The organism is Amycolatopsis deserti, from assembly GCF_014653945.1.
Classification (GTDB): domain Bacteria; phylum Actinomycetota; class Actinomycetes; order Mycobacteriales; family Pseudonocardiaceae; genus Amycolatopsis_E; species Amycolatopsis_E deserti.
On sequence record NZ_BNAU01000011.1, the window covers coordinates 77,563 to 101,748 of the forward strand.

Sequence of the window (24,186 nt, forward strand, 5' to 3'; positions counted from 1 at the left end):
TGACCGCATGGCCAACGAAGACGAGGCACGCGACTGGAACGGCGACATCGGCCGCTACTGGGCCGACCACGCCGAGCACTACGACGCCATGCTGGCCCGCCTGACGCCGCACCTGCTCGGTGCCGCCCGCATCGAGCCGGGGGAGCGGGTCCTCGACATCGGCTGCGGCTGCGGCACCACCACGCTGCTGGCCGCCAAGCAGGGCGCGACGGTCCTCGGCGCCGACCTGTCGGGCCCCATGCTCGCCGTGGCCCGCGAGCGCGCCGCCGGCCTCGACGGGGTGCGGTTCGAACAGGCCGACGTGCAGGTCCACGACTTCGGGGCGGACGCCTTCGACGTCGCGCTCAGCCGGTTCGGCGTGATGTTCTTCGACAACCCGCTCGCCGCCTTCACCAACATCGCCCGCATGCTGCGGCCCGGCGGCCGGCTGGCGTTCCTGTGCTGGCAGGACCTGCGGGAGAACGAGCACCGGGCGCTGACGCTGGACGCGATCGCCCCGTACGTCGACACCAGCGACGCCAACCCGCCGGGCCCCGGCCCGTTCTCCTTCGCCCGGCCGGAGTACCTGCGCGAACTGCTGAGCGGCGCGGAGCTGACGGGCATCGCCGTGGACGCCGTCCGGGAACCCGTCCGGCTCGGCGCCGACGCTCGCGAGGCGGCCGCCTTCCTGAGCCGCAGCGCGATGGTGAAGGCGATCTTCGCGCGCTACCCCGCGGAGACCGTCGAACGGGCGGTCACCGCGCTCACCGAAGCGCTCCAGCCGCACGAGACCCCCGACGGCGTGCTGCTGGGCGGCGCCACCTGGCTCGTCACCGCGGTCAAGCCGTAGTCCGCCGAAGCCCGCCAGATCCACAATGGAGGAGTGGGATTCGTCTCGCGCGGCGGGAAAACGATTGCCGCTGCGGTAACTTGGCACGACGTGCCCGCTGACCCGCTCCTCACCCTCGGCCCGTGGCAGCTGCTGTTCCTCGTGGTGGCCGGGATCGGCGCGGGCCTGACCGGGTCGATCGCCGGACTGGCTTCACTGGTGTCCTACCCGGCGCTGCTGGCGATCGGGGTGCCGCCGGTCGCCGCCAACGTGACCAACACCGTCGCGCTGATGGGCCACACGGTCGGCTCCGCCGCCGGTTCCCGGCCGGAGCTGCGAGGCCAGCGGACGCGGTTGCTGCGGCTGTGCGCGATCACCGCGGTCGGCGGCGCGGCGGGCAGCGCGCTGCTGTTGCTCACACCGGAGGGCACGTTCGCCTACATCGTCCCGTTCCTCATCGGCGGCGCGTCGGTGCTGTTGCTGTTCGCCCCGCGTCTGGCCGAACGCGCCGGCCGCGGCGACGGCGGGCTCACCGCGGGCACCGCCACGGGCGCGTTCCTGGTCGCGATCTACGGCGGGTACTTCGGCGCCGCGGCCGGGGTGATCATGCTCGCGCTGCTGTCCGCGGCGTGGACGCAGCCGCTGGCGCGGACGAACGCGGCGAAGAACATCGTGACCGGTGCGGCGAACCTGGTGGCGGCCGTGGTGTTCGCGTTCACCGGCCCGGTGCTCTGGCCCGCGGCGGTCGCGCTGTGCGTCGGCCTGATCGCCGGTTCGTTCGTGGGCCCCGCGGTGGTGCGGCGGCTGCCCGCGGCGCCGCTGCGCGTCGCGATCGCCCTGGCGGGCATCGGCCTGGCCGTCACGCTGGCCTGGCAGGCCTGGAGCTAGACGCTCGCCGGTCATCTCGCTGCGAGCTTCCGTCATCCCGTCAAGTCGAGCCCTCGCCGGTGACGTGCCTCGACGTCTACGGGTCCACAGTGGAACCGGGCACAGTGGCCGTCGGGGACGAGGTCATCGTGGTAGCGTCAGCGCGCCAGTCGTGCCCGCGCAGGGCCAGGGAATCCGGTGCGAATCCGGAACTGACGCGCAGCGGTGAGTGGCGACGGGCGGGACAACGGCCACTGGACCACGCGGTCCGGGAAGGCGTTCCGCCCGGACGACCCCGAGTCCGAAGACCTGCTGGCACCCCCGCGAGGGGGAGACCGCCGGACCGGGCTCCGCGCATGAGCCCTCGACGCAAGGGGCCGCTGTGCGCCGATCGATCACCTTTCCGCTGCTCGCCGCCGTGCTGGCGCTGACCGGGTGCGCGAGCACCGCCCCCGGGGCCACCGCCGCCGTGGTCATCGACAACTGCGGGCACCAGGTCCGCGTGCCGAAACCACCGCAGCGGGCGGTCGCGCTCAACCAGGGCGCGGCGGAGATCATGCTGTCCCTCGGTCTCGCCGACCGGATGGCCGGCACCGCGACCTGGACCGACCCCGTCCTGCCGCACCTGGCCGCGGACAACGCGAAGGTGCCCCGGCTGGCCGAGAACTACCCGTCGTTCGAAAGCGTGCTGGCCGCCGAGCCGGACTTCGTCGCCGCCTCGTTCGGCGCCACCCTCGGCAAGGGCGGGGTCGCCACCCGCGAGCAGTTCGAGCAGCTCGGCGTGCCCGCCTACCTGTCGCCCACCGAGTGCGCCAAGGACACCAGCGGCGGCGGCGACGGCGCCCGCACCGAGACGCTGACCATGGACACCGTCTACACCGAGATCCGTGACCTCGCACGGATCTTCGCAGTCGAGGACCGCGGCGAACAGCTGATCACGAGCCTGCGTGAACGGATGCGCACCGCCACGGGCACCGACGCGTCGAACGTGCGCCTGATGTTCTGGTTCGCCAACTCCGAAGCTCCCTACCTGGCCGGCTGTTGCGGCGCGCCCGGCATCATCGCGACCACTCTGCACGCGCACAACGTCTTCGACGACACCCGCGAGGAGTGGCCGCAGGTCAACTGGGAGACGGTCGCCGAACGCGATCCCGACGTGATCGTGCTGGGCGACCTGACCCGCCGCTCGCAGACCGCCGAGACCGCCGCGGCCAAGATCGCGTTCCTGGAATCGCACCCGGTGACCCGCGACCTGGCCGCGGTGCGGAACAAGCGCTACGTGCTGCTGTCCGGGCAGGCGATGAACCCGACGCTGCGCACCGTCGACGGAACCGAGCAGGTCGCCGCGGCGCTGCGCGGGTTCGGGCTCGCCGGGTGAGGCGCCCCGCCGCAACCCTGTGCGCCGGGGGATTCGCGCTGCTCGTGGTGTCGGTGGCGGTCGCGGTGACGATCGGCCCGGCCGGGATCGGCGTCGGCGACGTCTACGCCACCGTGCTGGCCCACCTCGGCCTCGGGGAGCCGGTGCTGACGCCGGTGCGCGACGGCATCGTCTGGCACCTGCGGATCCCGCGCGCCCTGCTCGCCGCGGTGTGCGGCGCGGGGCTGGCGGTGTGCGGCGCGGTCATGCAGTCGCTGTTGCGCAACCCGCTGGCCGACCCGTTCGTGCTCGGGGTGTCCTCGGGCGCGTCGACCGGCGCGGTGCTGGTCGTCGTGCTCGGCGTCGGCGGGGGTGTGGTGTCGCTGTCCGCGGGCGCGTTCGCCGGGGCGGTGCTGTCGTTCGGGCTCGTGCTGCTGCTCAGCCAGACGCTGGGCGGCACGACCGAACGCGTGGTGCTGTCCGGGGTCGCCGCGATGCAGCTGTTCTCCGCGCTGACCTCGTTCGTCGTGCTGACGGCCGGGGACGCGGAGACCACGCGGGGCGTGTTGTTCTGGCTGCTCGGGTCGTTCAGCAGCGCGTCCTGGTCCGAGGTCGGGGTGTGCGCCGGGGTGCTGGTGGTCGCGCTGGTGGTGTGTTTCGGCCACGCCCGCACGCTGGACGTGCTCGCCTACGGCCAGGATCTCGCCGCGGCGCTGGGGGTTGCGCTGACCCGGACCCGGATCGTGCTGCTGTGCGCCACCGCGCTGCTGACCGCCGCGCTGGTGAGCGCCTGCGGGGCGGTCGGGTTCGTCGGGCTGGTGCTGCCGCACGCGGCCCGCGCGCTGGTCGGCCCGGGCCACGGCCGCCTGCTGCCGGTGACCGCCGTGGCCGGCGCGGTGTTCCTGGTGTGGGTGGACACGCTGGCCCGCACGGTGCTCGATCCGCAGGAGGTGCCGGTCGGCGTGGTCACGTCGATCATCGGCGTGCCCGCCTTCGTCGCGGTCCTCTACCGCAGCCGTCCACAGTGGACGCGCCGCTAACGGATCGCGTCGCGGCCGGCGTCGGTGAGCTTGGCGGGGATGCGGGCACCCGTGCCGGGCACGCGGCGGACCAGGCCGGCGTGGATCAGCAGCCGCGCGCCGAACTGGTCGCAGCAGGAGAGACCGTCGACGTACACGTGCGGCTCGCTGCTCGCGGTCAGTTCCACGCGGCCGTCGGCAACCGCTTTCAGGAACTCGACGTCGCGGTGGCTGAGGGTGGACGCGGTCATCGCTGGCACCTTTCCGAGAACGGTGTGGTGCGCCACAGAATAGAGGATCGTTGAACAATCGAGCAACCGGGTTGACGGATCGTTCAACAATCGCTAGCGTCGTGGGGCATGCGAGCCAGCTCACACGACACCCGGCAGACCCTCCACGCCGTCCAGCGCGACGACATCTCGTGGATTCCCTGAATTGGTGAAGACCGGGCAGTAACACGCCCTGCTTTCGCCTCGATTCACTGGTAAGGCCCGTGCGGAGGGTGGGCGCGACACCTCCGGCACCGCCGTCTTGCCCGGCGCTCGAACTCCCCCTCGGAGCGTTGCGGCAGGCGAGTGGCCCCCGAGTGCGGACTCCCAACTGCCCCGCGCTCGGGGGCCCTATTCGTACACCACGTACACCGGTTTCGGCTGCAGCGCGAGCACCTGCTCGGGCGTCATCAGCGCCCCACCGCCGCGGGTGTCCTCCTGGTAGAAGAGCTTGAACCCGGCGTTGACGTGCGGCGGACGGCGCTTCATGACCAGGTCCCAGGTCGCCTTCTTCGCCTCGGCGCTGCCGATGCCGTCCACCACGTTGATCACCGCGACGCCGCTGTGCCGCTTCAGCCCGGCGACGTCCCGCACGACCGACACCGCCACCTGGTGGTACACCATGATCTTCTCCGGCAGCCGGTGCCGCGCCACGAGCGAAGCGAGGTAGGCGGCCACACCGTCCAGCTCCTCGCCGGTGGTGACACCGAACTCCTCGCCCGGCACGACACCCGGTTCCACCGCCCACTCCGGATCCAGCGCGACACCCACGTCCGGTTCGGTCAGCCAGCGCTCGAACGCCTTGACCTCGGGCAGGAAATCCGCGCGGCCGGGCTGGATGTTGAGCAGCAGCTGACCGCCGAGCGCCCGCGCCGCGTCCAGGTAGCGCTGGATCGTGCTGTCGTTGGCCCGGCTGCGGAACATGCCGTCCGGCCCCGGCGTCGGGTTCACCGTGGTCGCGATCAGCTCGACCACCGGCACCACCGGCCGGTCCTTCGGATACGTGCCGATCAGCTCGCGCAGCTGCGCGGATGCCTCCTGCAGGTCGCCGGTCATCCGGCCCAGCGCCGGGCTGCCCGGCGCGCCGCAGTAGCCGACCAGCAGGTGGTCGTCGACCACGCTGTGCGCGGCGACCTGCGCCGGGAACCCGCGCAACCCGGCGGCCGGGGCGTCCAGCCGGGTCGGCGGCCGGGAAAGCGTTGGCACGGAAAAGAAATCACCACCACTGCTGCAGGCCGCGCTCGCCGCACCCGCCAGAGCCGCGGTGAGGAACGCCCGCCTGCCGACCTTGCTGCCCGCCATGACAGCGGGATGCCCTGGTCTCGACCACTTACACGCCGCAGCGGGAAAATCACTCCCCGAGAGGCTTCTTCGTCACCCTCACCCGGGCAGCAGCTCGGTCACCAGCTGGGTGAGCTGACGCAGGTTGCGGCACTCGTGCATGGGCACCACCCGGGCGTACTGCAGCGCCGCGGAATCGCCCGTGCCCCAGGCGGATCGGGCTTCCGGGTTGAGCCAGTGGACGTGCTTGGCCCGCTCGGCGATCCGGCGCACCGCGTCCAGGTTGGGGTCGCCGCCGTTGGTGCGGCCGTCCCCGAGGATGAGGACCGACGTGCGCGGGCCGACCGCGTCCGGCCACCCGTCGGCGAAGCTCGCCAGCGAGCCGCCGTAGTCGCTGCTCATCCCCCAACGGGTGAGCTTCGCCTGGGTGAGGATGCGTCGCGCGAGCCCCTCCGGATCGGCCGCGCCCGCGGTGACCAGGCCGGTGATCTCGTCGGTCAGCTCGACGAACGCGAACGTGCGGATCTTGCTGAACTGGTCCGACAGGGCCTGCACCAGCAGCAGCGTGAACTGCGCGAACCCGGCCACCGAGCCGGACATGTCGCACAGCAGGACCAGTTCGGGCCGTCCCGGACGACGGTCGCGCATCGCCGGCCGCATCGGCACCCCGCCGGTGGCCAGCGACCGGCGCAGCGTGCGCCGCAGGTCGATCTGCCCGCGCCGGGCCCGGCGACGGCGGGTCGCCAGCCGGGTGGCGAGCTTGCGGGACAGCGGCTGGATCGTGCGGCGCAGCTCGGCCAGCTGGGCGCGGGTGGCGTTGGTGAAGCTGACCAGGTCGGTCTGCGGCGGCACCGCGTACTGGGCGATCCGGTCGCGTCCGCGCAGTTCGGCGGTGCGGCGGCGGGCCTCGGCCTGCACGGCCTCGCGGTAGGTGGCGATGCGGGACCGCGCCTCGCTGCGGGCGACGGCGTCGCCGAATGCGCTGGCGTCGGTGCGGATCGCGGCGAGCACCCGGTTCAGCAACGCGTCGGGCCGGACCCGGTCCAGCGCCTGGTAGGCCGACCAGCCGCGCATCCCGTTCGCCCCGCCGCCACCGGAACCGCCCTCGCCGAACGACCCGTAGCGGCCGAACTGGTCCACGGCGGCCGAGGCCAGCGCCCGCAGGCGGTCCTGGTCGCCCTCGGCGAGCGCGGCGACCAGGGCTTCCCGCAGGTCGGTCGCCTCCGACGGCGCGTCCCCGGCTGTCTCAGCGGCCCCGACCGCGACCGGGAAGTACAGGTCGAACAGCGCGTCGAAGGTGGCCCGCTGGCCGGAGCGGCGCAGCACGGTCGCGGCCAGCGCCGCCCGCAGCTGCTCGCGGTCGGCCAGCCCCAGCACGTCCACGGCGGCGGCCGCGTCGACCGTCTCGCCGGGACCGACCGGGATCCCGTGCTCGCGCAGCGAGCCGACGAATTCGACCAGCCGCCGCGGCAGCGCCGGGGAGGTCATGACAGCAGCGAGTCGAGCCGCAGCTCGGCCGCGGCCTTCCGGTGGTCACTCTGGTACTTCAGGATCACCCCGAGGCTGGTCTCGACCACCTGCTCGTCGAGCGTGTCCGCGCCCAGCGCGAGCAGCGTGCGGGCCCAGTCCACGGTCTCGGCGATCGACGGCGCCTTCCGCAGCTCCATCGTGCGCAGCGCGGCGACCACGCGCACCACCGAATCGGCCAGGCGCGCGTCCAGGCCGGGGACCTTGAGGGTGACGATGTCGCGTTCCAGCTCCGGCGTGGGGAAGTCCAGGTGCAGGAACAGGCAGCGCCGCTTGAGCGCCTCCGACAGCTCGCGCGTCGCGTTCGAGGTCAGCAGCACGAACGGGCGGCGCTGCGCGGTGATCGTGCCCAGCTCGGGCACGGTCACCTGGAAGTCGCCGAGGACCTCCAGCAGCAGGCCCTCCATTTCCACGTCGGCCTTGTCGGTCTCGTCGATCAGCAGCACCGTCGGGTCCGGGTTGCGGATCGCCTTGAGCAGCGGGCGGGGCAGCAGGAACTCCTCGCTGAACACCTCGTCGCGGGCCTGTTCCCAGCCCTCGTCGCGGCCGGCGGTGATGCGCAGCAGCTGCTTGGCGTGGTTCCACTCGTACAGCGCGCGGGCCTCGTCGATGCCCTCGTAGCACTGCAGCCGCACCAGCTCGCTGCCGGTGGCCTGCGCCAGCGCGCGGGCCAGCTCGGTCTTGCCGACCCCGGCCGGGCCCTCGACCAGCAGCGGCTTGCCGAGGCGGTCGGCGAGGAAGACGGTGGTGGCCACGGCGGTGGAGGCCAGGTAGCCCGCCCCGGCCAGGCGCTCGACGACCTCGTCGACCGAGCCGAACAACGGCTCCTGCATCGGCCCCTCCCTGGGTTGGTGCGCAACCTACCTATTCTGGGCCCTGGGGCGCCGATCGTGCGGCCGTCGTGCCCAATCTCACGCCGCGTACCGGGTGACGGCCGCCAGCGCCGCGCGCAGTCCGGAGACGTCCCCGGTCACCGCCAGCGGGTCGGTCGGCCCGCGCCCCCACAGCCACAGGTACACGTCCTCCGGCGCGCCGCTGACCCGCCCGTCGGCGCTGTCCGCGGCTTCCGCCCACACGACCGGAACACCGGTGCCGGACGGCATCCGCACCGTCCACACGCGACCGGCGCACCGCACCTCGAACACCTCGCCCGCGCCGTCCACGGACACCGTCTCCTCGGGCGCGGGCCGGTTGCCCTCCGCCAGCCACACGGTCAGCACCTCGTCCACACCGTCGGCGGCCAGCGCCGGATCCACCACCGGCGGCAGGCCGAGCGCCTGTTCCAGGTCCACCCGGTGCACGGTGAACTCGTGCGCCATCCGGCGGCGCCAGAACCCGTACGTGCGGTCGGCGGGGAACCAGGTCTGGCACTCCAAGCTCGGCGGGCGGCTGGCGAGGCTGCGGAACAGGCCGTCGGCCGCGGCGCGGAACCACTCCAGCACGTCCTGCCCGGCCGGCGGTTCGCGTTCCCACTCCAGCGGCAGGGTCTGGCTGTCCACCCAGTCGGTGACCCGGTGCGCCACGCCGCCCAGGTGCCGGATCAGCGTGCCGGCCGTCCACCCGGGACACGCGGGCACGGGCAGGCCCGGATCGGCCGGCGCGGCGAGGACCCCGATCCCGTGGATCTCGGCGCGCAGGGTGTCGAGGAGGAACGGTTGATCGGGTTTCGTCATGACCCGGCCGAACATACCGGGTCGATGATCGTCGCGGGGGCCGGATCGGTTCCGAAGTGGACATCCGGGCCGCTTCTGTCACAAGGGCTTTTCGCCCAGCCGCAGGCGCACCTGGATCGTCGTGCCGCCCGGCGCGCGGTACGTGCGGACCAGGTCGGCCAGGTCGTTGACGAGCAGCAGGCCCCGCCCGGACAACTGACCGCGCTCCGGGGGACGCCGTCCGGCGAGCGGGTCGGCCAGCCGTCCGCCGTCGGTGGCCGAGCAGACCAGTTCGCCGCCCTCGCGCCACAGGCTCAGCTCGCACGGGGTGCCGGCGTGCAGGAGGCTGTTGGTCGCCAGTTCGGTGAGGATCAGCTTGAGGTCCTCGGTGCGCCCCTCGTCCAGCCCGTGCTCCCGCGCGTGCGCGGCGAAGGCCCGCCGCGCGGCGGACAGCTCGTCCGGCACCTCGACGCGGAACGTCACCGCCTCCGCGGACGGTTTCAGCTCATCGTTGTACCGCGCGACGAGGTCTTCCCACGCGTAGGTGTCGCTGTCCCGCTGGACGCCACGCTCGGTGACCAGCGGATGGGTCACGCGCGCATCCGCGATCGCGACCGGGTCGAGCGCGTTCGTGTCGTACGGGCACACGATCGTGACGTCCCGGCCCTCGAACGCCGGGTTGATCAGCGCCTCGTGCTGGGCGCACGCCGGGTACTCGACCGCGGAGCGCCACGCCCAGATCGGTTCGCCGATGATGCGCACCCGGGCGGCGTCGCGGTGGCGGTCGGCGAAGTCGCGCAGCACGTACGGGATGATCCGGCCCGGGTTGCGGCCGGCCACGCCCATGTCGAGCAGGTGCACGCGGCGCGCGTCCTCGCCGAGCGCGTCGCGCAGCAGCGACAGGTTCGGCTCCGGCACGGCGGCCGCCACCGGGTGGCCGGCCGCCAGGCCCTCGGTCAGGAACGGCACGAGCCCCGCCACGTACTCGTCCGGGGAGCTGTAGAAGAGGGCCTCGTGCACGAAACCGGTGCTCATCGCGGCGCCTCCACGCGGATGTCCTCGAGCTTCAGGACCTCCACGACGTTCGCCGGTCCGGGCCGGGGCGCGCGCAGGACGACCGCGGCCGCGTGCCGCCTGCCGTGCTCGGCCAGCGTCAGCAGGTTGCGGTGGTCGATGAAGTCCAGCGTCGCGGCGTCGAGCACGAGCCGCCCGCCGACGGGCCGGGGGTCGGCGTGCCGCAGCGCGCGGGGGAACACCTCGGCCGAGGCGAGGTCGAGTTCGCCGCCCAGGCTCGCGCAGCAGCCGCCGCGCGCCGAGGCGTGCAGCCGGAACCCCGCGCGGTTCTCGTTGGCGCACGGGTGGAGCGCGGACAGCAGCGCCAGGGTGGGCCGGTCCAGCTGCCTGCGGTCGTAGCCGCACAGCGCGGAGAACGGGTGCAGCGCCGAGTATTCGTCGGAGAGGTGCTCGAACCGCGCCAGCGAATTCAACCGGGTGGGTGACCGCAGGAGGCCGGTGACATCGGCCGCCACCCGCAGCCCGCGGTAGCCCTCGGCCAGCGCCGCTTCGGTGGCCCGCGCGTAGATCCGCAGCCGCGCGTGCGGGTCGCCGGTCGCGCCGAGGTCGTCGAGCGACACCACCCGCAGATCCCCGCGGCGCCGGGCCTCGTCGGCGTCGACGATGCCGTCCAGGTCCTCGGCCAGGCGCGACACCGGCCCGGTCCCGGCGTAGCCGACCCGGTACCCCAGGGCCAGGCCCTCGGCCAGGAACTCGCGCACGCGGGACCGGAACTCGGCCGGGTCCTCGTAGCCCCAGCACAGGTGGTCGTGGCAGCCGAGGCCGCGCGCGTCCACCACGATTCCGGACCGTCTCATCGATCCGAAGGGTACTCCGACACGGCGTCCCGGACAGAAGTCGTCGCCTCCGCACGCGGTGGTGCGGGCGTCGCCGGGTCGACTACGCTGGGTTGGACGCGGTTCAGAGCTCAGCCGCACCACACTGTTCGCGAAGGGTAGGGCTGTCGCCGAAGGGTAGGCGAGCGCGTCATGTCTCGGGTTCCGCGCGTTCCGGAGGAACCGGCCGGACTCACCACGCCCACACCGTTGCACGTCTCGGTCCGGTGGCCGAGCCGCGACGTCGCCGTGCTGGCGGTCGAGGGCGAACTCGACCTGGCCACCGCGAACCGGCTGGAGGCGGCGTTCCGCCGGCTGGTCGCGCGACGGCCGCGGGTGGTCGTCGTCGACCTGAGCGGGGTCGCGTTCCTCGGCTCGTCCGGGCTGGCGGCCATCACCTCGGCGCGCACCGCGGGGGTCGTGCTGCGGATCGTCGCGCCGGGTTCGCTGGCCCGGATCTTCACGCTCACCGCGCTGGACAAGGTGCTCGACCTGTACGGCAGCGTCGAGGAGGCGCTGGCCGCGGGCTGAATCCGCGGTGCAGGTTCACTGGCGCAGGGCCGCCTCGATGCCGGTGAGCAGGCATTCCAGGCCGAACTCGAAGCGGGTCGTGGGGTCTTGGTCGTCGGCTTCGAGCACCCGTCGGTTGAAATGCGGGTACCGGCCGGACTCGACGACCTGCCGGACGTAGGCGCCCACCCAGTCGCGCCACTCGTTCTCGGTCATGCCGGTGCGGCGCTGGACCTCCAGCTCGGCCAGCTCGGCGGACACCGCGCCCAGCACGTGGGTGTTGATCGTGTCCACCACCATCGTCGCGAGCGTCGGGTCGCCGGTCACGCGGGAGACGATGCCGAGCTGGTGGTCGGCGCGCGCGATCACGTGCGGCCCCAGGGCGGGGTGGCGGGTGATCTGCTGGGCGAGCCAGGGGTGCAGCAGCAGCAGGGCGCGCTGGCGGCGGGCGAGCTGGGCCAGCTCCGCGCGCCAGTCGTCGCCGGGCTCCGGTAGCGGTTCCTCGCCGATGATCGTGTCGACCATCAGCTCGAACAGCTCGTCCTTGCTCGCCACGTGCCGGTAGAGCGACGTGGTGCCGGAGTCCATTTCCGCCGCGAGGCGCCGCATGGACAGCGCGTCCAGGCCTTCGGCGTCGGCGATCGCGATGGCCGTCCGGACGATCTTCTCCTCGGTGACGACCGGCCGCGTCTTCGTGGTCCGGTCGCGCATCCAGACCATCGTCGGCGGGTTCTTCGCGGGCGGCATGGGCACAGTGTACTTTTCGGGTACGGTGTTCCCATGGCGGGAACGCTGTTCCCAACCGAGAGGAGAAGGCTCGTGTCGGATGTGGTGATCGCCGGTGGTGGGTCGGTCGGCCTGGCCACCGCGGTGTTCCTGGGACACCACGGGGTGCGTGCGCACGTGGTGGAGCGGCGGGCGGGTCTGTCGGAGCACCCGCGGGCGCTCGGCCTCAGCCCGCGCACGCTGGAGTTCTTCCGCGAGGCCGGGCTGGGGCCGGCGCTCGAGGCCGTCGCGGTCCGGTCCACCGCGATGTGGAAGGCGGACGCGCACACGGTGGCGGAGATCGACCGGGGAAGCGCGCCCGGCCGTCCGGCGGTGGCTGGGCCGCAGGTCTCGCCGGAGACGCCCAGCGGGCACTACCCGCAGGACCGGCTGGACGCCGCGCTGCTGCCCGCCGCGCGGGAGCGGGGTGCGACGGTGGAGTTCGGCGTGGCCGTCACCGGGGTCGAGCAGGACGCGGACGGGGTGTCGGTGACGCTGTCCGACGGGCGGGTGCTGCGGACGCGGTACCTGGTGGGCGCGGACGGCGTGAACACGGCCGTGCGCCCGGCGCTGGGCATCGGGACCAGCGGCCCCGGCGAGGTGGGGGAGCCGGTGCTGAACATCCTGTTCGAGGCGGATCTGACCGGGTTCTTCGGCACGATGCCGACGATGGTGGAGATCCGGCACCCGGACGTGCGGGGGATGCTGCTCAGCGTCGGCGAGCGGCGGTGGGTGCTGCACTCGGGCGCGCCCGGGACGCCGGAGGAGCTGATCCGCACGGCGCTGGGCGCGGACGTGCCGGTGAAGGTGATCGGGGCGAAGTGGTGGCGGGCGACGCTGCGGATGGCCGAGGAGTTCCGCGCCGGTCGGGCGTTCCTGGTGGGCGACGCGGCGCGGGCCGTCTCGCCGCTGGGGGCGTTCGGGCTGAACACGGGTGTGGCCGACGGGCACAACCTGGCGTGGAAGCTGGCGATGGTGCTGTCCGGACAGGCCGCTGATCGATTGCTGGACACCTACCACGACGAGCGGCACGCGGTGGCGGAGTTGGTGACCCGGCAGGCGATGGTGCGGTGGGAGAACCCGCGGCTGCACTGGGACCCGGCCGCGGCGGCGGAACGGGCGGCGGCCGGGGCGTGGAACGCGCCGATGGTGACGATGGGCTACCGCTACGATTCGGCCGCGGTGATCGACGCGGTGGTGGAGCCACCGTCCACAGAGGACGTCGCGGTGGCGTTGGACGGTGCTCCGGGTTCGCGTCTGCCGCACCGGTGGGTCTCGCCCGGGGTGTCCAGTTTGGACCTGGTGCGCTCCCGGTTCACGGTGTTCGCCGGAACCCCGGAGTGGGCCGAGGCGACGGAGAAGGCCGCCGCGCGGCTCGGCCTCCCGTTGGGTGCGGCGGTGGTACCGGACCCAGCCTGGCTGGCGACGATCGGCATCGCGGAGGGCGGGGCGCTGCTGGTCCGCCCGGACGGTTTCATCGCCTGGCGCACGCCGGCCGGGCTGGCGGAGGCGGACGCGGCACTGGAGTCGGTGGTGGCGCGGGTGCTGGGTCGCTAGGGCGCGCGGGGTGCCCGTCGTGAACGGGGGCGTCGTGGCGCACATCGGCTGCAGGCGGATGGGGCGCGGGTGCTCGGTCGCTAGGGCGCGCCGGAAGCCTGTCGTGACTGGGCCGTCGTCGTGGTGCAGACCGTCCGCGGGCGGATGCGGAGCTGGGGTCGGTGGTGGCGTGGGTGCTCGGGCGCGCCGGGGCCCGTCCCCACCAGGCCGCCGTCGTGGTATTCGCCGGCCAGCCGGGGGTTTCGCTAGTTCGCGCCGATGCGGGTGGCGAGGTCGGCGTGCACCGGGTACGGGCGTTCGGCCGGGAGGAGCGCGCGGGCCTCGTCCAGGCGGCGGTCGCGGACCAGGGCCTCGATCTCGTGGGCGCGGTCCGTCTCGTCGGTCAGGCCGATGATCCACTCGTCCACGTAGCGGTCCGCGGCCTCACCCGACAAACCGATCTGGATGGCGCGCTCCGGGAGCGGCCGCAGGTGCAGGTTCTTGTCCGGATCCCACTGGATGCGCACCGGGCTGGCGCCCAGTTGGCGTCGCCAGGCGGCCTCGCTCGGGTGGTGGCTCGGGTCGAACGCGGACAGGCACGAATGCGCGAGCGCCCATTCGAAGCCCGCACGCGTGATCGTCACCGCCAGGACCCGTTCCTGGCCGGGCTTGCGCGCCCAGCCGCTGCGGTAGGCCATCCACAGGAACGACGGTTTGATCCACGTCATGCGGCCGCGCTTGAACGGCGGCACGAAGGTTCCGGCGCGCAGAGCCGGCTCGGCGATCTCCGGGGAATACGCCTGATATACGACAATCGAGTCGTCGTCGTACCGGGCGCGGATTTCGTTGCTCATGTGGGTGATCTTCGGGCATGGGCGCAACCGGTTTTGCGTGCGAGACTGGGGCATGCTCTTCGACCGCGCGGCGATCGAGGGACTGGCGGCGGGCCGCGTCACGGTGGCCTTCCGCAGGTGGGACGCGCCCCGCGTGCGGCCCGGCTCGCGGATGCGCACCGCGGCCGGGGTGGTCGAGGTGACGTCGGTGGACGAGGTCGCGGCGGTGACCGACGAGGACGCCCGGGCCGCGGGTTACGCGTCCGCGGCGGAGATGCCCGACCGCGGCACGGGGCGGTTGTTCCGGATCGGGTTGCGCGTGGCGGGCCCGGACCCGCGCGTGGCGCTGCGCGAGGCGGCCGATCTGACGGACGGCGACCGCGCCGCGATCGGCGCCGCGCTGTGGCGGATGGACCGGGTGGCGGACGCGCCGTGGACGGGTGCGTTCCTGCGGTTGATCGCCGAGAACGAGGCGGTGCGGGCGGTCGACCTGGCGGCTCGGGTGGGCCTGCCGCGGGACGTGTTCAAGCGCCGCGTCCGGCGGCTCAAGGAGCTGGGGCTGACGGAGAGTCTGGAGGTGGGCTACCGCCTCTCGCCGCGAGGCCGGGCCTTCCTCGAGGGCGGCGACCCCTGACGGCACCCGCGCCTTGGACGAGCCCCGGCAGCGGCAGCGACGGGAATCGGGGGCCGTGCTCGCCGGAGTGGGCTGATTGCCGCGGTGGCGGTGTGGTGGTGGGCGGACTGTGCTGGCGTAGGGCGGGCTGGCTGCGGTGAGCGGGGGGCGGAATGTGCTCGCGCTGGGGGCTGGCTGCGGTGAGTGGCGATGGGCGGACTGCGCTGGCGCTGGGGGGCTGGCTGCGGTGAGCGGCGATCGGCGGACTGTGCGGTCGCTGGAGTGGGCCGGCAGCTGCGATGCGGAAAGCACGAACCCGCGAGGCGGCCATCCGATCACCTCGATCCGGCACCGGGCTCAGGCGAGTGACCTGAGCACCGCCGCGGCGAGGGCGCTCCGCTCCAGCATTCCGTTCACGCTGATGTGCTCGTGGCGCGCGTGGGCTCCGTCGCCGGTGGCGCCGAAACCGTCGAGCACCGGGACGCCCAGCGCGGCCACGAAATTGCCGTCACTGGCGCCGCCCACCGCGCACTCCCGCAACGTCACCCCCATCTCCGCGGCCAGGTCGCGCGCCCGCTCGAACAACGCCGCGATCCCGGCCGACCGCTCCATCACCGGCCGGTTCCAGCCGCCCTCCACGGTCACCGTCGCGCGCGGGTCCGCCGCCCGCAGCCCCGCCAGCGCCGCCTCGATCCGCGCCGCCTCCGCCGCGCTCGACACCCGCACGTCGACCTCGCCCCAGGCCGCGCCCGCGATCACGTTCCCCCGCGACCCGCCTCCGACCACGCCGACGTTCACCGTCGTCCCCGCCGCGAGATCGGTCAGCCCGTGCAGCGCCAGCACCACGCGCGCGATCTCGTCCACCGCGCTCGCGCCCTTGCCCGGATCGAGCCCGGCGTGCGCCTCCACACCCGTGGCAGAGATTCGATATATCCCCACGCCTTTGCGGGCGGTCTTCACCGCGCCATCGGCCGCCGCCTCGAACACCAGCGCCGCCTGCACCCCGGACGCCGCCGCCTCGATCACCGGCCGTGACACCGGGCTGCCGATCTCCTCGTCGCCGCTCAGCACGAGCCGCACCGGCGGCCGCGGCAACCCGGCCGCCTCCAGCGCCCGCAGCGCCCACACCACCTGCACCAGCCCGGCCTTCATGTCGAACACCCCGGGCCCGGTCGCCCGGTCACCGTCCACAGTGAACGGCCATCCGACCAGTGTCCCTTGTGGCCACACGGTGTCGTAGTGGCACAGCAACAGCACCGCCTCCACATCGGACCCGGCGTAGTCGTACACCCGGACGTCGCCGAACTCGCCGCCCTCGGTCACCCGCACCGACGCCGGCTCGCCCAGCCGCGCCCGCAGCCAGCCGTCCAGCCAGGACAGTCCGGCCTCCAGCAGCAGCCGGTCGGTGCTCGGCGTCTCCAGGCCGACGTACCGGCTCAGGTCGTCGACCATCTCGGCGCGGTGTGCCCGCACCCACTCGTGCAACGCCCGGACCTCGGTCACGGCATCCGCTCCAGTTCCCTCGGGTGATCTTCCGGGATCAGCCTGCGTCCGCTCGCCACGTCCCCGCAAGAGGGCGAGCACCGCCGGCACGCGGCCGAACGAGGCCATCGAGGACAGACGGCCTGGTCAAGGCGGTGCTCCGGTGGACAGCCCACATCGGTCGTGGTAGGACAACGGCACCGGGCCTCGCGCGGAGGGGAGGGCAACGGCATGTCCGGAAGTACCTCCGCCGACGGTTTGCTCACCGTCCGCCGGGAGACCCGCGGTTCCGCCGTCGTCGTGCACGTCGCCGGCGAGGTGGACTTCAGCTCGCTGGCCCACCTCCAGGACGAGCTCAGCACCGCGGTCACCGTGGCGTCCCCGCCCGCGCCCGTCGTGCTCGACCTGCAGGACGTGGAGTTCTTCGGCTGGTGCGGGCTGACGCTGCTGGTCAACTCCGACGACCGGTGCACCCGCAACCACACGCCGCTGCGGGTGGTCGCGGCGAGCGGCACCGTGCTGCAGCCGCTGAAGCTCGCCGGCCTGGACCGGGTGCTCCCGGTGTATTCCAGCGTGTCCGAGGCGCTGTCCCGGTCCACGTCCGTCGCGTGAGGGCGCTTCCACTCGCCGAACGCGGAGCACTACTGTGTGTTCACCCACCCGCTCGCGAGAAGGTGTAGTGATGGCTTCTTCGCCCAGCCAGGTGCCCGTCGGCGTCGACCCGACCCGGCCCAGCATCGCCCGCATCTACGACGGTTTCCTCGGCGGCAAGGACCACTACGAGGTCGACCGCGCGGTGATGCGCAAGATCAACGAGGCGGTCCCCGAGGCGGTCGACATCGCCCGCGGCAACCGCGGCTTCCTCAACCGCGCCTGCCGATTCCTGGCCGCCCAGACCGATCTGGCCCAGTACCTCGACTGCGGTTCCGGCCTGCCGACCGCGGAGAACACGCACCAGATCGTGCAGCGCGCCAACCCCGAGACGACGGTCGTCTACGTCGACAACGACCCGGTGGTCCTCGCGCACGGCCGCGCGCTGCTCGAGGAGAACGACTTCGTGCACATGACCGAGGCGGACATCTTCTCCCCGTCCCAGGTCCTGGGCGACGAGGTCGTCCGGCGGCACCTCGACTTCAGCCAGCCGCTCGTGCTGCTGCACGTCGGCACGATGCACCACTACGAGGGCGACGGCGCGGCCGGCATCATGCGCGCCTACATCGACGCGCTGCCCTCGGGGTCGTACGTGGTGTTCTCGCACTTCTTCGACCCCGAGGTGCCGGAGCTGACCGAGGTGGCGAAGCGGATCGAGAACATCCTCGTCAACGGCCCGATGGGCGCCGGCCGGTTCCGCACGAGGGACGAGATCCTGGCGATGCTGGACGGGCTGGAGCTGATCAAGCCGAACGCCCTGTCCGAGCCGGGCCTCGCCGTCTGCGACGAGTGGTGGCCGGACGGCCCGCGGCTGGCGCCGCTGAGCCTGGCCGCGCGGTGCATCGTCGGCGCGGTGGGGCGCAAGCCGTAGGAATTTGTCACCCGCGTGCGGGTTCCCGGCGCAAAAAATTGCGTCCCGGTGAGTATCCCACCATCGTCTCTTCCCGGCGCCCGGGGCGGCTGGGCACGATGACCGCATGGGCTCCGATGACCGGGTGGTCCTGCGTGGTCGCGATCGTGAGCTGACCGTCCTGCGCCGCGCCCTCGGGGAGGCCCGGGACGGCCGCGGCGGCGGTCTCGTCGTGCTCGGTGAGCCGGGGTCGGGCCGGACCGCGCTGCTCGCCGCGGCGCGGGCCGAAGCCGACGGGTTCACCATCCGCTCGGCCCGGGGCGTGGCGGCCGAACGCCACCTCCGCCACAGCGGCCTGCTCCAGCTCCTGCCGGGCCTGACGGACCTCCCCGCCGACCCGCTCGCGCTCGGCCGCGCCGTCCACGCGGCACTGGCCGCCGCGGCGCCGCTGCTGTGCCTGGTCGACGACGCCGACCTGCTCGACCCCGAATCACGCGACGCGCTGGCGTTCGCGGCCCGGCGGCTGTCCGGCAGCGGGGTGCTCGTGCTGTTCGCGGCCGGGGCACCGCTCGACGGGCTCCCCGGGGTGTGGCTCGAACCGCTGGGCGCGGAGGCCAGCGCGCAGGTGTTCGGCGACCACGGGGTCGCCGAACCCGCCCCCGACCTGCTCGACTTGGCCTCCGGCAACCCGCTCGCCCTCACCGAGCTGGCCGCCGCACCACGGATCCCGCCGCACAGCCGCCTGCGCCGCGCGGTGCGGGACCGGCTCGCCGCGCTCGGCCCGGGCGCCCGCGAGATCGCCCTGATGGCCGCGCTCGACGACTGGCTCGACGTGGACACCCTGGTGCGCGCCGCCGAACGGTCCGGGGTGGACCTTCGTGCGCTGGAGGAGGCCCGCGAAGCCGGGTTCGTGCGGCTGGACGGCGACCACGTCCTCGCCGCGAGCCCGCTGCTGCAGGCGCTGGTCCGCGAGGAGGCGCCGCTGGCCGACCGGCGCGCCACGCACACCCTGCTGCTGTCCGTTCTGGACCCGGAGCGGCACCGGCTGCGCTGCACCTGGCACCGGGCCGCGCTCGCCGGGAGCGCGGACCCGCGGCTGGCCGGCGAGCTGCTGGAGTCGGCGTCGGAGTTCTGGCTGGCCGGGCGGCCCCGGCGGGCGCGGGCGCTGCTGCGGCAGGCCCGTCCGCTGGCGCGGGAGTCGTCCATGCGCGGCGTCGCCGACCTGCTGCAGGGCAGCCTCGAAATGCGCGAGGGCATGCCCGCCGTCGCCAGCCAGACCCTGCTCGTCGCGGCGAACCAGCTCGCCGGGTCCCAGCGCGACCACGCGCTCACCGCGCTGATGCTGGCCGGCGAGGCGAGCTGCGTGGCGGGGGACTACGTGCGGTACTACGCGATCGCCGACCGCGCGCAGCAGCTGCGCCGCCCCGACGACTCCCCGCGCACCCGCCTGATCCTGGACCACTTCGCCGGCATGAGCGACGCCTTCCGCGGGCGGCACGACCGCGCGGCCGCGCCGCTGCGCCGGGTGGTCGGGCTCGGCGGGGTGCTCGACGAGCCGGTGGCGAAGATCTGGGCGAGCCAGGCCGCCTACACGCTCGGCGACGCCGCCCGCGCGCACGAACTGGCTGTCGGCGCGGTGACCGCGGCGGGCAGCCGCGGCACGACGGCCGTCGTCCCGTGGGCCCTGGTGTACGTGGCGGTGTCGGAGCTGATGCTCGACCGGCACTCGGCGGCGTTGTCCAGCGCGCTGGAGGGGCTGCGCATGGCCCGCACGATCGGCCAGCCGAACTCGGCGGTCGACCACCTGACGATCCTCGCCCTGGAAGCGTCCCTGCGCGGCGACCGGACCACCGCGCAGGCGCGGCTGGACGCGGCCGCGCACGAGGTCGCCACCCGCGGCCTCGGCCGGCCCGGCGCGCTGAGCACGTGGGCGTCGGCGTGCGTGGACCTCGCCGAGGACCGGCCGGACGACGCGCTGGACCGGTTCCGGCTGATGGCGGCGGGCACCGGCCGGGTGCACCCCGGCATCCGGGCGATGGCGACCCCGCAGTTCGTCGAGGCCGCGGCCCGCTGCGGGCAGCACGTGAAGGCCGCCAAGCCGCTGGCCCCGTACGAGGACTGGGCCCGCAGCACCGGCAGCGACGTCCGGATGGCCCTGTCGCACCGCTGCCGCGCCCTGCTCGGCGAGCCGGACGCCGACGAGCACTTCGAGACCGCGATCGAGCTGCACCGCGCCAGCCAGACCGCGCTGGAGCTGGCCAAGACCGAACTGTTCTACGCGCACCGGTTGCGCCGCAACCGCAAGGCCCGCGCCGCGCGGGAGCTGCTGCGGGACGCGCTGAAGATCTTCCAGCGCTACGACGCGCCGCGCTGGGCCGAGCGGACCACGGCCGAGCTGCGGGCGGCGGGGGAGTGGGTGCCGGGGTGCGCCAAGCCGGGCGGGCTGACGCCGCAGCAGATGCAGATCGCGCGGCTGGTCGCCGAGGGCGCGACGAACCGGGAGATCGCGGCCCAGCTGGTCATCAGCCACCGCACGGTCGACCACCACCTGCGCAACATCTTCGCGCGGCTGGGCATCCGCTCCCGCGTCGAGCTGGCCGCGCGCTACCGGTGACTGGCGATTTCACCGATGCGCGTGGTTGGCGGCCTTTGCCACGCTCGCGTGGTTCCCCTCTCACGGAAAGGGAGTTCGATCAGTGCGACGTTCACCAAGACACCTCTCCCGGCTGGTCACGGCGCTGGCTCTGGTCGCGGGCACCGCCACCGCGACGGCCACCGCGCAGGCCGCCGACAACCCCTACGAGCGCGGCCCCGACCCGACCGAGTCGAGCATCGAGGCCAGCCGCGGCCCGTTCGCCGTCTCGCAGACCACGGTCTCGTCGCTGGCCGTCACCGGGTTCGGCGGCGGCACCATCTACTACCCGACCGACACCAGCCAGGGCACCTTCGGCGCGGTCGCCATCTCGCCCGGCTACACCGCCGACCAGTCCAGCATCGCCTGGATCGGACCGCGCCTGGCCTCGCAGGGGTTCGTCGTGTTCACCATCGACACGATCACCCGCTACGACCAGCCCGCCAGCCGGGGTGACCAGCTGCTCGCCGCGCTGGACTACCTGACGCAGCGCAGCTCGGTGCGTGGCCGCATCGACAGCAGCCGTCTCGGCGTCGCGGGCCACTCGATGGGCGGTGGCGGCACGCTGGAAGCCGCCGAGGAACGGCCCTCGTTGCAGGCCGCCGTGCCGCTTGCGCCGTGGAACCTGCAGAAGAACTTCTCCGGCGTGCGGGTGCCGACGTTCATCATCGGCGGCGAGTCCGACACGGTCGCGCCGGTCGCGACGCACTCCGAGCCGTTCTACACGTCGCTGCCCAGCACCCTGGACAAGGCGTACATGGAGCTGAACAACGCGTCGCACTTCTTCCCGAACACGCCCAACACCACGATGGCCAAGTACATGATCTCGTGGTTCAAGCGGTTCATCGACGACGACACCCGCTACGACCAGTTCCTCTGCCCGAACCCGAGCGGTCTGGCGATCGAGGAGTACCGGTCGACCTGCCCGTACTGACGAGCCGGCGCGGCGGATCAGGAGTCTTCGCGCTCCTGGTCCGCCGTTTCGCCGCGGTGCTCGTCCTCTTCGTCGCCGCCGCGGGGCCCGAACCCCGGTGCCGGTTCCGGCGCCCCGGGTCCGGGGTCCGCGGCGGCGATGCGCTCTTCGCCGAGGTACGGGTCGGGTTCGAACGGTGAGGTCGTCATGCCCGCCGGGTACCCGGCGGGCGCGTGATCACGCCTGCGCGGGCGGCCAGGACGGGGCGCCCAGCTCGCGGGAGATCGCCCGCGCCGCCTCCCGCACCGCGCTCGTCACCGCGGGTCCGGCAGGCCAGTCGGTCATCGGCACCACCACGCCGATCGCGCCGGCGACGTCCTGCCCGGCGTCGAAGATCGGCGCGGCCACGCAGCACTCGCCGATCACCGCCTCCTCCACCTCGGTCGCCAGCGCCTCGCCGCGCACGTGCTCCAGGTGCGACGCGAGCTCCGCCGGGTCGGTGATGGTGTCCCGGGTCATGCTGCGCAGCGGGTCCGGCGCGAGGTCCGGCGACCAGGCCAGCATCGCCTTGCCGAGCGCGCTCGCGTGCGCCGGGATGACGATCCCGACCTCCGGCATCTGGCGGGAGCCGTCCGGGCGCGGCTCGTGGTGCACGATCATCACCTCGCCCGGCAGCAGCACCCCGGTCCGCACCGCGCACCCGGTGGTGCGCGCCAGCTCGGCCGCCCAGGTCAGCGATCGGGACCGCAGTTCGAGGGTGTCCAGGTAGACGTTGCCCAGCTTGAGCACGGCCGGCCCGAGCCGGTAGCGGGCCGAGCCGCGGTCCTGCAGTACCAGGCCGTGGGCCTGCAGGGTCTTGATGATGCCGTGCACTGTGGACGGTGCGAGCCCGAGCCGCGCCGCGATCTCGGACAGGCTCAGCCGCCGTTCCGCCTGCAGCACGGCGAGCACGCGGACCGCCCGGTCGACGGACTGGATCATCAGCGCACCTTCCTGCCCGCCCGCACTTTACAACAGCCCCCTGCCGTTCTATCTTCGTACGCAATTCGACAATGTCGAATGACAGTCGACGATGACGGAGGGGTGGCATGGCGGTTCGCCAGCTCGTGAACGATCCGGACGATTTCGTGCGGGAAGCGCTGGAGGGGCTCCAGCGGGCGCACCCGGACCTGGTCCGCTACCACGAGGACCCGGCGTACGTGGTCCGCGCGCGGCAGGCGGACAAGGTCGCGCTGGTCTCCGGTGGCGGCTCCGGGCACGAGCCGCTGCACACCGGGTTCGTCGGCGCCGGCATGCTGGACGCCGCCGTGCCGGGCGCGGTGTTCGCCAGCCCGACGGCGTTCCAGATCCGCGCCGCCATCGCCGCCGCGGACCGCGGCCGCGGGGTGCTGCTGATCGTCAAGAACTACACCGGTGACGTGCTGAACTTCCGCATCGCCGCCGAGCTGGCCGCCGAGGACGGCATCCGGACGCGGACCGTCCTCGTCGACGACGACCTCGCCACCGACGGCCAGGAGGACGGCGCGCCCGGCCGTCGCGGCACGGCGGCGGTCGTGGCGGTGGAGAAGATCTGCGGCGCGGCGGCGGAGAACGGTGCGTCGCTGGACGAGCTGGCCGCGCTGGGGGAGCGGATCGTGTCGTCGGCCCGCACGATGGCGCTGGCGCTGGCGGCCTGCACGCAGCCGGGGCAGGACCGGCCGTCGTTCGACCTGCCCGACGGTGAGATCGAGTTCGGGGTCGGCATCCACGGCGAGCACGGGGTGGGACGGCGCCCGTACGCGCCGGTGCGGGAGCTGGTGGCCGATCTGACCAAGCCGCTGGTGGCCGCACTCGGCCTGGACCGGGGCGACGAGGTGATCGCGATCGTCAACGGCCTGGGCGCCACGCACGGTCTGGAGTTGTCGGTGGTGCACCGCGAGCTGGGCGGGTTCCTGGACGGCCTGGGGGTGCGGATCGGGCGTGCGCTGGTCGGGTCGTACGTGACCGCCCTGGACATGCGGGGTTGCTCGATCACGCTGCTGCGCGCCGACGACGAACTGCTGGCCCTGTGGGACGCCCCGGTGCGCACCCCGGCCCTGACCTGGTGAAGGAGACCATTGTGGACACTCGTGCGTGGATCGAGCGGTTCGCCGCCGTCATCGACGAGCGTGGCGCCGAGCTGACCGAGCTGGACCGGCGCGCCGGCGACGGCGACTACGGCACCAACCTGCGGTCGGCGCTGGGGAAGGTGCGGGCGAACCTGGCCGCCGGCGACCCGCGAACGCCTGGTGCGGTGTTCACCGCGGTGTCGGACGCGTTCCTGAACACCGGTGGCACCAGCGGTCCGCTGTTCGGCATGTGGTTCCGCGAGTTCGCCAAGGGCCTTGGCGACGAGGTGACGCCCCGGAGCCTGGCGGCCGCGGCCGGTGCGGCGGAAGCCACGGTGCGCCGCCTGGGCGGCGCCGAGGTGGGCCACAAGACGATGGTGGACGCGATGGTGCCGGCGGCGCAGGCGCTGGCCGCCGCGGCGGAGCGGAACGCCGATGTGGAGACCGCGTTGAAGGAAGCCGCCGCCGCGGCGGAGTCCGGAGCCCACTCGACGGCGGATTTGCTGGCGAAGCGCGGCCGGGCGAGCTACGTCGGAGAGCACGCGCGCGGCGTGACGGACCCCGGCGCGCTGACGGTCGCCTGGTTCTTCGAAGCCGCCACCAAGTAGCCCGGGGTGGTGCGGCCACATGGGGTGCGGCCGCACC

At 73.4% G+C, this 24,186-nt stretch carries 25 protein-coding genes and 1 riboswitch; of the genes, 13 read left to right on the forward strand and 12 right to left on the reverse strand.

The features are described from left to right. Positions 1-7: 7 nt before the first annotated feature. From IE290_RS34020 to IE290_RS34035, 4 genes are all read left to right on the forward strand, one after another. Positions 8-829, forward strand: coding sequence for a class I SAM-dependent methyltransferase (locus IE290_RS34020; protein ID WP_191248841.1), 822 nt, complete (start codon positions 8-10; stop codon positions 827-829). A 90-nt stretch (positions 830-919) separates the two neighbouring features. Then, positions 920-1,696, forward strand: coding sequence for a sulfite exporter TauE/SafE family protein (locus IE290_RS34025; RefSeq protein WP_191248842.1), 777 nt, complete (start codon positions 920-922; stop codon positions 1,694-1,696). A 167-nt stretch (positions 1,697-1,863) separates the two neighbouring features. Continuing rightward, positions 1,864-1,986: riboswitch (cobalamin riboswitch) on the forward strand. Between the two features lie 71 nt (positions 1,987-2,057). Then, positions 2,058-3,053, forward strand: a complete 996-nt coding sequence (locus IE290_RS34030; RefSeq protein ID WP_191248843.1) for an ABC transporter substrate-binding protein — start codon at positions 2,058-2,060, stop codon at positions 3,051-3,053. After that, positions 3,050-4,072, forward strand: coding sequence for a FecCD family ABC transporter permease (locus tag IE290_RS34035; protein ID WP_191248844.1), 1,023 nt, complete (start codon positions 3,050-3,052; stop codon positions 4,070-4,072). Before IE290_RS34030 ends, IE290_RS34035 begins: the two co-directional genes overlap by 4 nt. Here the strand turns inward: IE290_RS34035 and IE290_RS34040 are convergent. The 7 genes from IE290_RS34040 to IE290_RS34070 form a co-directional block, all read right to left on the reverse strand. After that, entirely contained in the window at positions 4,069-4,302 is a 234-nt protein-coding gene (locus IE290_RS34040) for a hypothetical protein (protein ID WP_027935461.1), read from the reverse strand. The genes IE290_RS34035 and IE290_RS34040 overlap by 4 nt on opposite strands. A gap of 369 nt (positions 4,303-4,671) precedes the next feature. After that, positions 4,672-5,622 (reverse strand): hypothetical protein, encoded by a 951-nt coding sequence (locus IE290_RS34045; RefSeq protein WP_191248845.1) that lies wholly within the window; start codon positions 5,620-5,622, stop codon positions 4,672-4,674. 78 nt (positions 5,623-5,700) lie between these two features. After that, on the reverse strand, positions 5,701-7,089 hold the full coding sequence (locus IE290_RS34050) for a vWA domain-containing protein (RefSeq protein ID WP_191248846.1): 1,389 nt from the start codon (positions 7,087-7,089) through the stop codon (positions 5,701-5,703). After that, positions 7,086-7,961 carry an AAA family ATPase gene (locus IE290_RS34055; protein WP_020422687.1) on the reverse strand — a complete coding sequence of 292 codons (876 nt, stop codon included), beginning with the start codon at positions 7,959-7,961 and terminating at the stop codon, positions 7,086-7,088. Before IE290_RS34055 ends, IE290_RS34050 begins: the two co-directional genes overlap by 4 nt. A gap of 78 nt (positions 7,962-8,039) precedes the next feature. Beyond that, a complete protein-coding gene (locus tag IE290_RS34060; RefSeq protein WP_191248847.1) occupies positions 8,040-8,801 on the reverse strand; it encodes a maleylpyruvate isomerase family mycothiol-dependent enzyme in 762 nt (253 codons plus the stop codon). Between the two features lie 78 nt (positions 8,802-8,879). After that, positions 8,880-9,815: an anti-sigma factor RsbA family regulatory protein gene (locus IE290_RS34065; protein ID WP_191248848.1), complete on the reverse strand. Its 936-nt coding sequence runs from the start codon at positions 9,813-9,815 to the stop codon at positions 8,880-8,882. Then, positions 9,812-10,651 carry an MEDS and STAS domain-containing protein gene (locus IE290_RS34070; protein ID WP_229874873.1) on the reverse strand — a complete coding sequence of 280 codons (840 nt, stop codon included), beginning with the start codon at positions 10,649-10,651 and terminating at the stop codon, positions 9,812-9,814. The genes IE290_RS34065 and IE290_RS34070 overlap by 4 nt, the downstream gene beginning before the upstream one ends. 171 nt (positions 10,652-10,822) lie before the next feature. Here IE290_RS34070 and IE290_RS34075 point away from each other — a divergent pair, with 171 nt between their 5' ends. Then, the gene (locus tag IE290_RS34075) at positions 10,823-11,200 is read left to right on the forward strand and encodes an STAS domain-containing protein (RefSeq protein ID WP_229874874.1); all 378 of its coding nucleotides are present in this window, start codon (positions 10,823-10,825) and stop codon (positions 11,198-11,200) included. Between the two features lie 15 nt (positions 11,201-11,215). Here the strand turns inward: IE290_RS34075 and IE290_RS34080 are convergent, their stop codons facing one another. Continuing rightward, positions 11,216-11,926, reverse strand: coding sequence for a TetR/AcrR family transcriptional regulator (locus tag IE290_RS34080; protein ID WP_191248849.1), 711 nt, complete (start codon positions 11,924-11,926; stop codon positions 11,216-11,218). 72 nt (positions 11,927-11,998) lie between these two features. Here IE290_RS34080 and IE290_RS34085 point away from each other — a divergent pair, with 72 nt between their 5' ends. Then, positions 11,999-13,501 (forward strand): FAD-dependent monooxygenase, encoded by a 1,503-nt coding sequence (locus tag IE290_RS34085; RefSeq protein WP_191248850.1) that lies wholly within the window; start codon positions 11,999-12,001, stop codon positions 13,499-13,501. Between the two features lie 245 nt (positions 13,502-13,746). Here the strand turns inward: IE290_RS34085 and IE290_RS34090 are convergent, their stop codons facing one another. Further along, positions 13,747-14,334 carry a DUF4291 domain-containing protein gene (locus IE290_RS34090; RefSeq protein ID WP_191248851.1) on the reverse strand — a complete coding sequence of 196 codons (588 nt, stop codon included), beginning with the start codon at positions 14,332-14,334 and terminating at the stop codon, positions 13,747-13,749. A 52-nt stretch (positions 14,335-14,386) separates the two neighbouring features. On the opposite strand from IE290_RS34090, the gene IE290_RS34095 reads away from it, so the two are divergent. After that, positions 14,387-14,947, forward strand: coding sequence for a winged helix-turn-helix domain-containing protein (locus tag IE290_RS34095; protein ID WP_191248852.1), 561 nt, complete (start codon positions 14,387-14,389; stop codon positions 14,945-14,947). 336 nt (positions 14,948-15,283) lie between these two features. Here IE290_RS34095 and IE290_RS34100 read toward each other — a convergent pair whose 3' ends face one another. After that, complete coding sequence (locus IE290_RS34100) at positions 15,284-16,429, reverse strand: M20/M25/M40 family metallo-hydrolase (RefSeq protein WP_308431407.1); 1,146 nt, start codon at positions 16,427-16,429, stop codon at positions 15,284-15,286. Between the two features lie 210 nt (positions 16,430-16,639). On the opposite strand from IE290_RS34100, the gene IE290_RS34105 reads away from it, so the two are divergent. The 4 genes from IE290_RS34105 to bdeA all read left to right on the forward strand — a co-directional run bounded on the left by IE290_RS34105 (position 16,640) and on the right by bdeA (position 21,475). Then, positions 16,640-17,020, forward strand: a complete 381-nt coding sequence (locus IE290_RS34105; protein ID WP_191248854.1) for an anti-sigma factor antagonist — start codon at positions 16,640-16,642, stop codon at positions 17,018-17,020. A gap of 70 nt (positions 17,021-17,090) precedes the next feature. Further along, positions 17,091-17,930 carry an SAM-dependent methyltransferase gene (locus tag IE290_RS34110; RefSeq protein ID WP_191248855.1) on the forward strand — a complete coding sequence of 280 codons (840 nt, stop codon included), beginning with the start codon at positions 17,091-17,093 and terminating at the stop codon, positions 17,928-17,930. A 106-nt stretch (positions 17,931-18,036) separates the two neighbouring features. Continuing rightward, positions 18,037-20,523, forward strand: a complete 2,487-nt coding sequence (locus IE290_RS34115; protein ID WP_191248856.1) for a helix-turn-helix transcriptional regulator — start codon at positions 18,037-18,039, stop codon at positions 20,521-20,523. Between the two features lie 82 nt (positions 20,524-20,605). Then, positions 20,606-21,475, forward strand: coding sequence for a bis(hydroxyethyl) terephthalate hydrolase (bdeA, locus tag IE290_RS34120; RefSeq protein WP_191248857.1), 870 nt, complete (start codon positions 20,606-20,608; stop codon positions 21,473-21,475). Between the two features lie 17 nt (positions 21,476-21,492). Here the strand turns inward: bdeA and IE290_RS34125 are convergent, their stop codons facing one another. Both IE290_RS34125 and IE290_RS34130 read right to left on the reverse strand, forming a co-directional pair. Then, positions 21,493-21,663: a hypothetical protein gene (locus IE290_RS34125; protein ID WP_191248858.1), complete on the reverse strand. Its 171-nt coding sequence runs from the start codon at positions 21,661-21,663 to the stop codon at positions 21,493-21,495. A 28-nt stretch (positions 21,664-21,691) separates the two neighbouring features. Then, complete coding sequence (locus tag IE290_RS34130; protein WP_191248859.1) at positions 21,692-22,435, reverse strand: IclR family transcriptional regulator; 744 nt, start codon at positions 22,433-22,435, stop codon at positions 21,692-21,694. A 107-nt stretch (positions 22,436-22,542) separates the two neighbouring features. On the opposite strand from IE290_RS34130, the gene IE290_RS34135 reads away from it, so the two are divergent. Further along, positions 22,543-23,541 carry a dihydroxyacetone kinase subunit DhaK gene (locus IE290_RS34135; protein ID WP_191248860.1) on the forward strand — a complete coding sequence of 333 codons (999 nt, stop codon included), beginning with the start codon at positions 22,543-22,545 and terminating at the stop codon, positions 23,539-23,541. An 11-nt stretch (positions 23,542-23,552) separates the two neighbouring features. Further along, the gene (dhaL, locus tag IE290_RS34140) at positions 23,553-24,149 is read left to right on the forward strand and encodes a dihydroxyacetone kinase subunit DhaL (protein WP_229874875.1); all 597 of its coding nucleotides are present in this window, start codon (positions 23,553-23,555) and stop codon (positions 24,147-24,149) included. Positions 24,150-24,186: the final 37 nt, after the last annotated feature.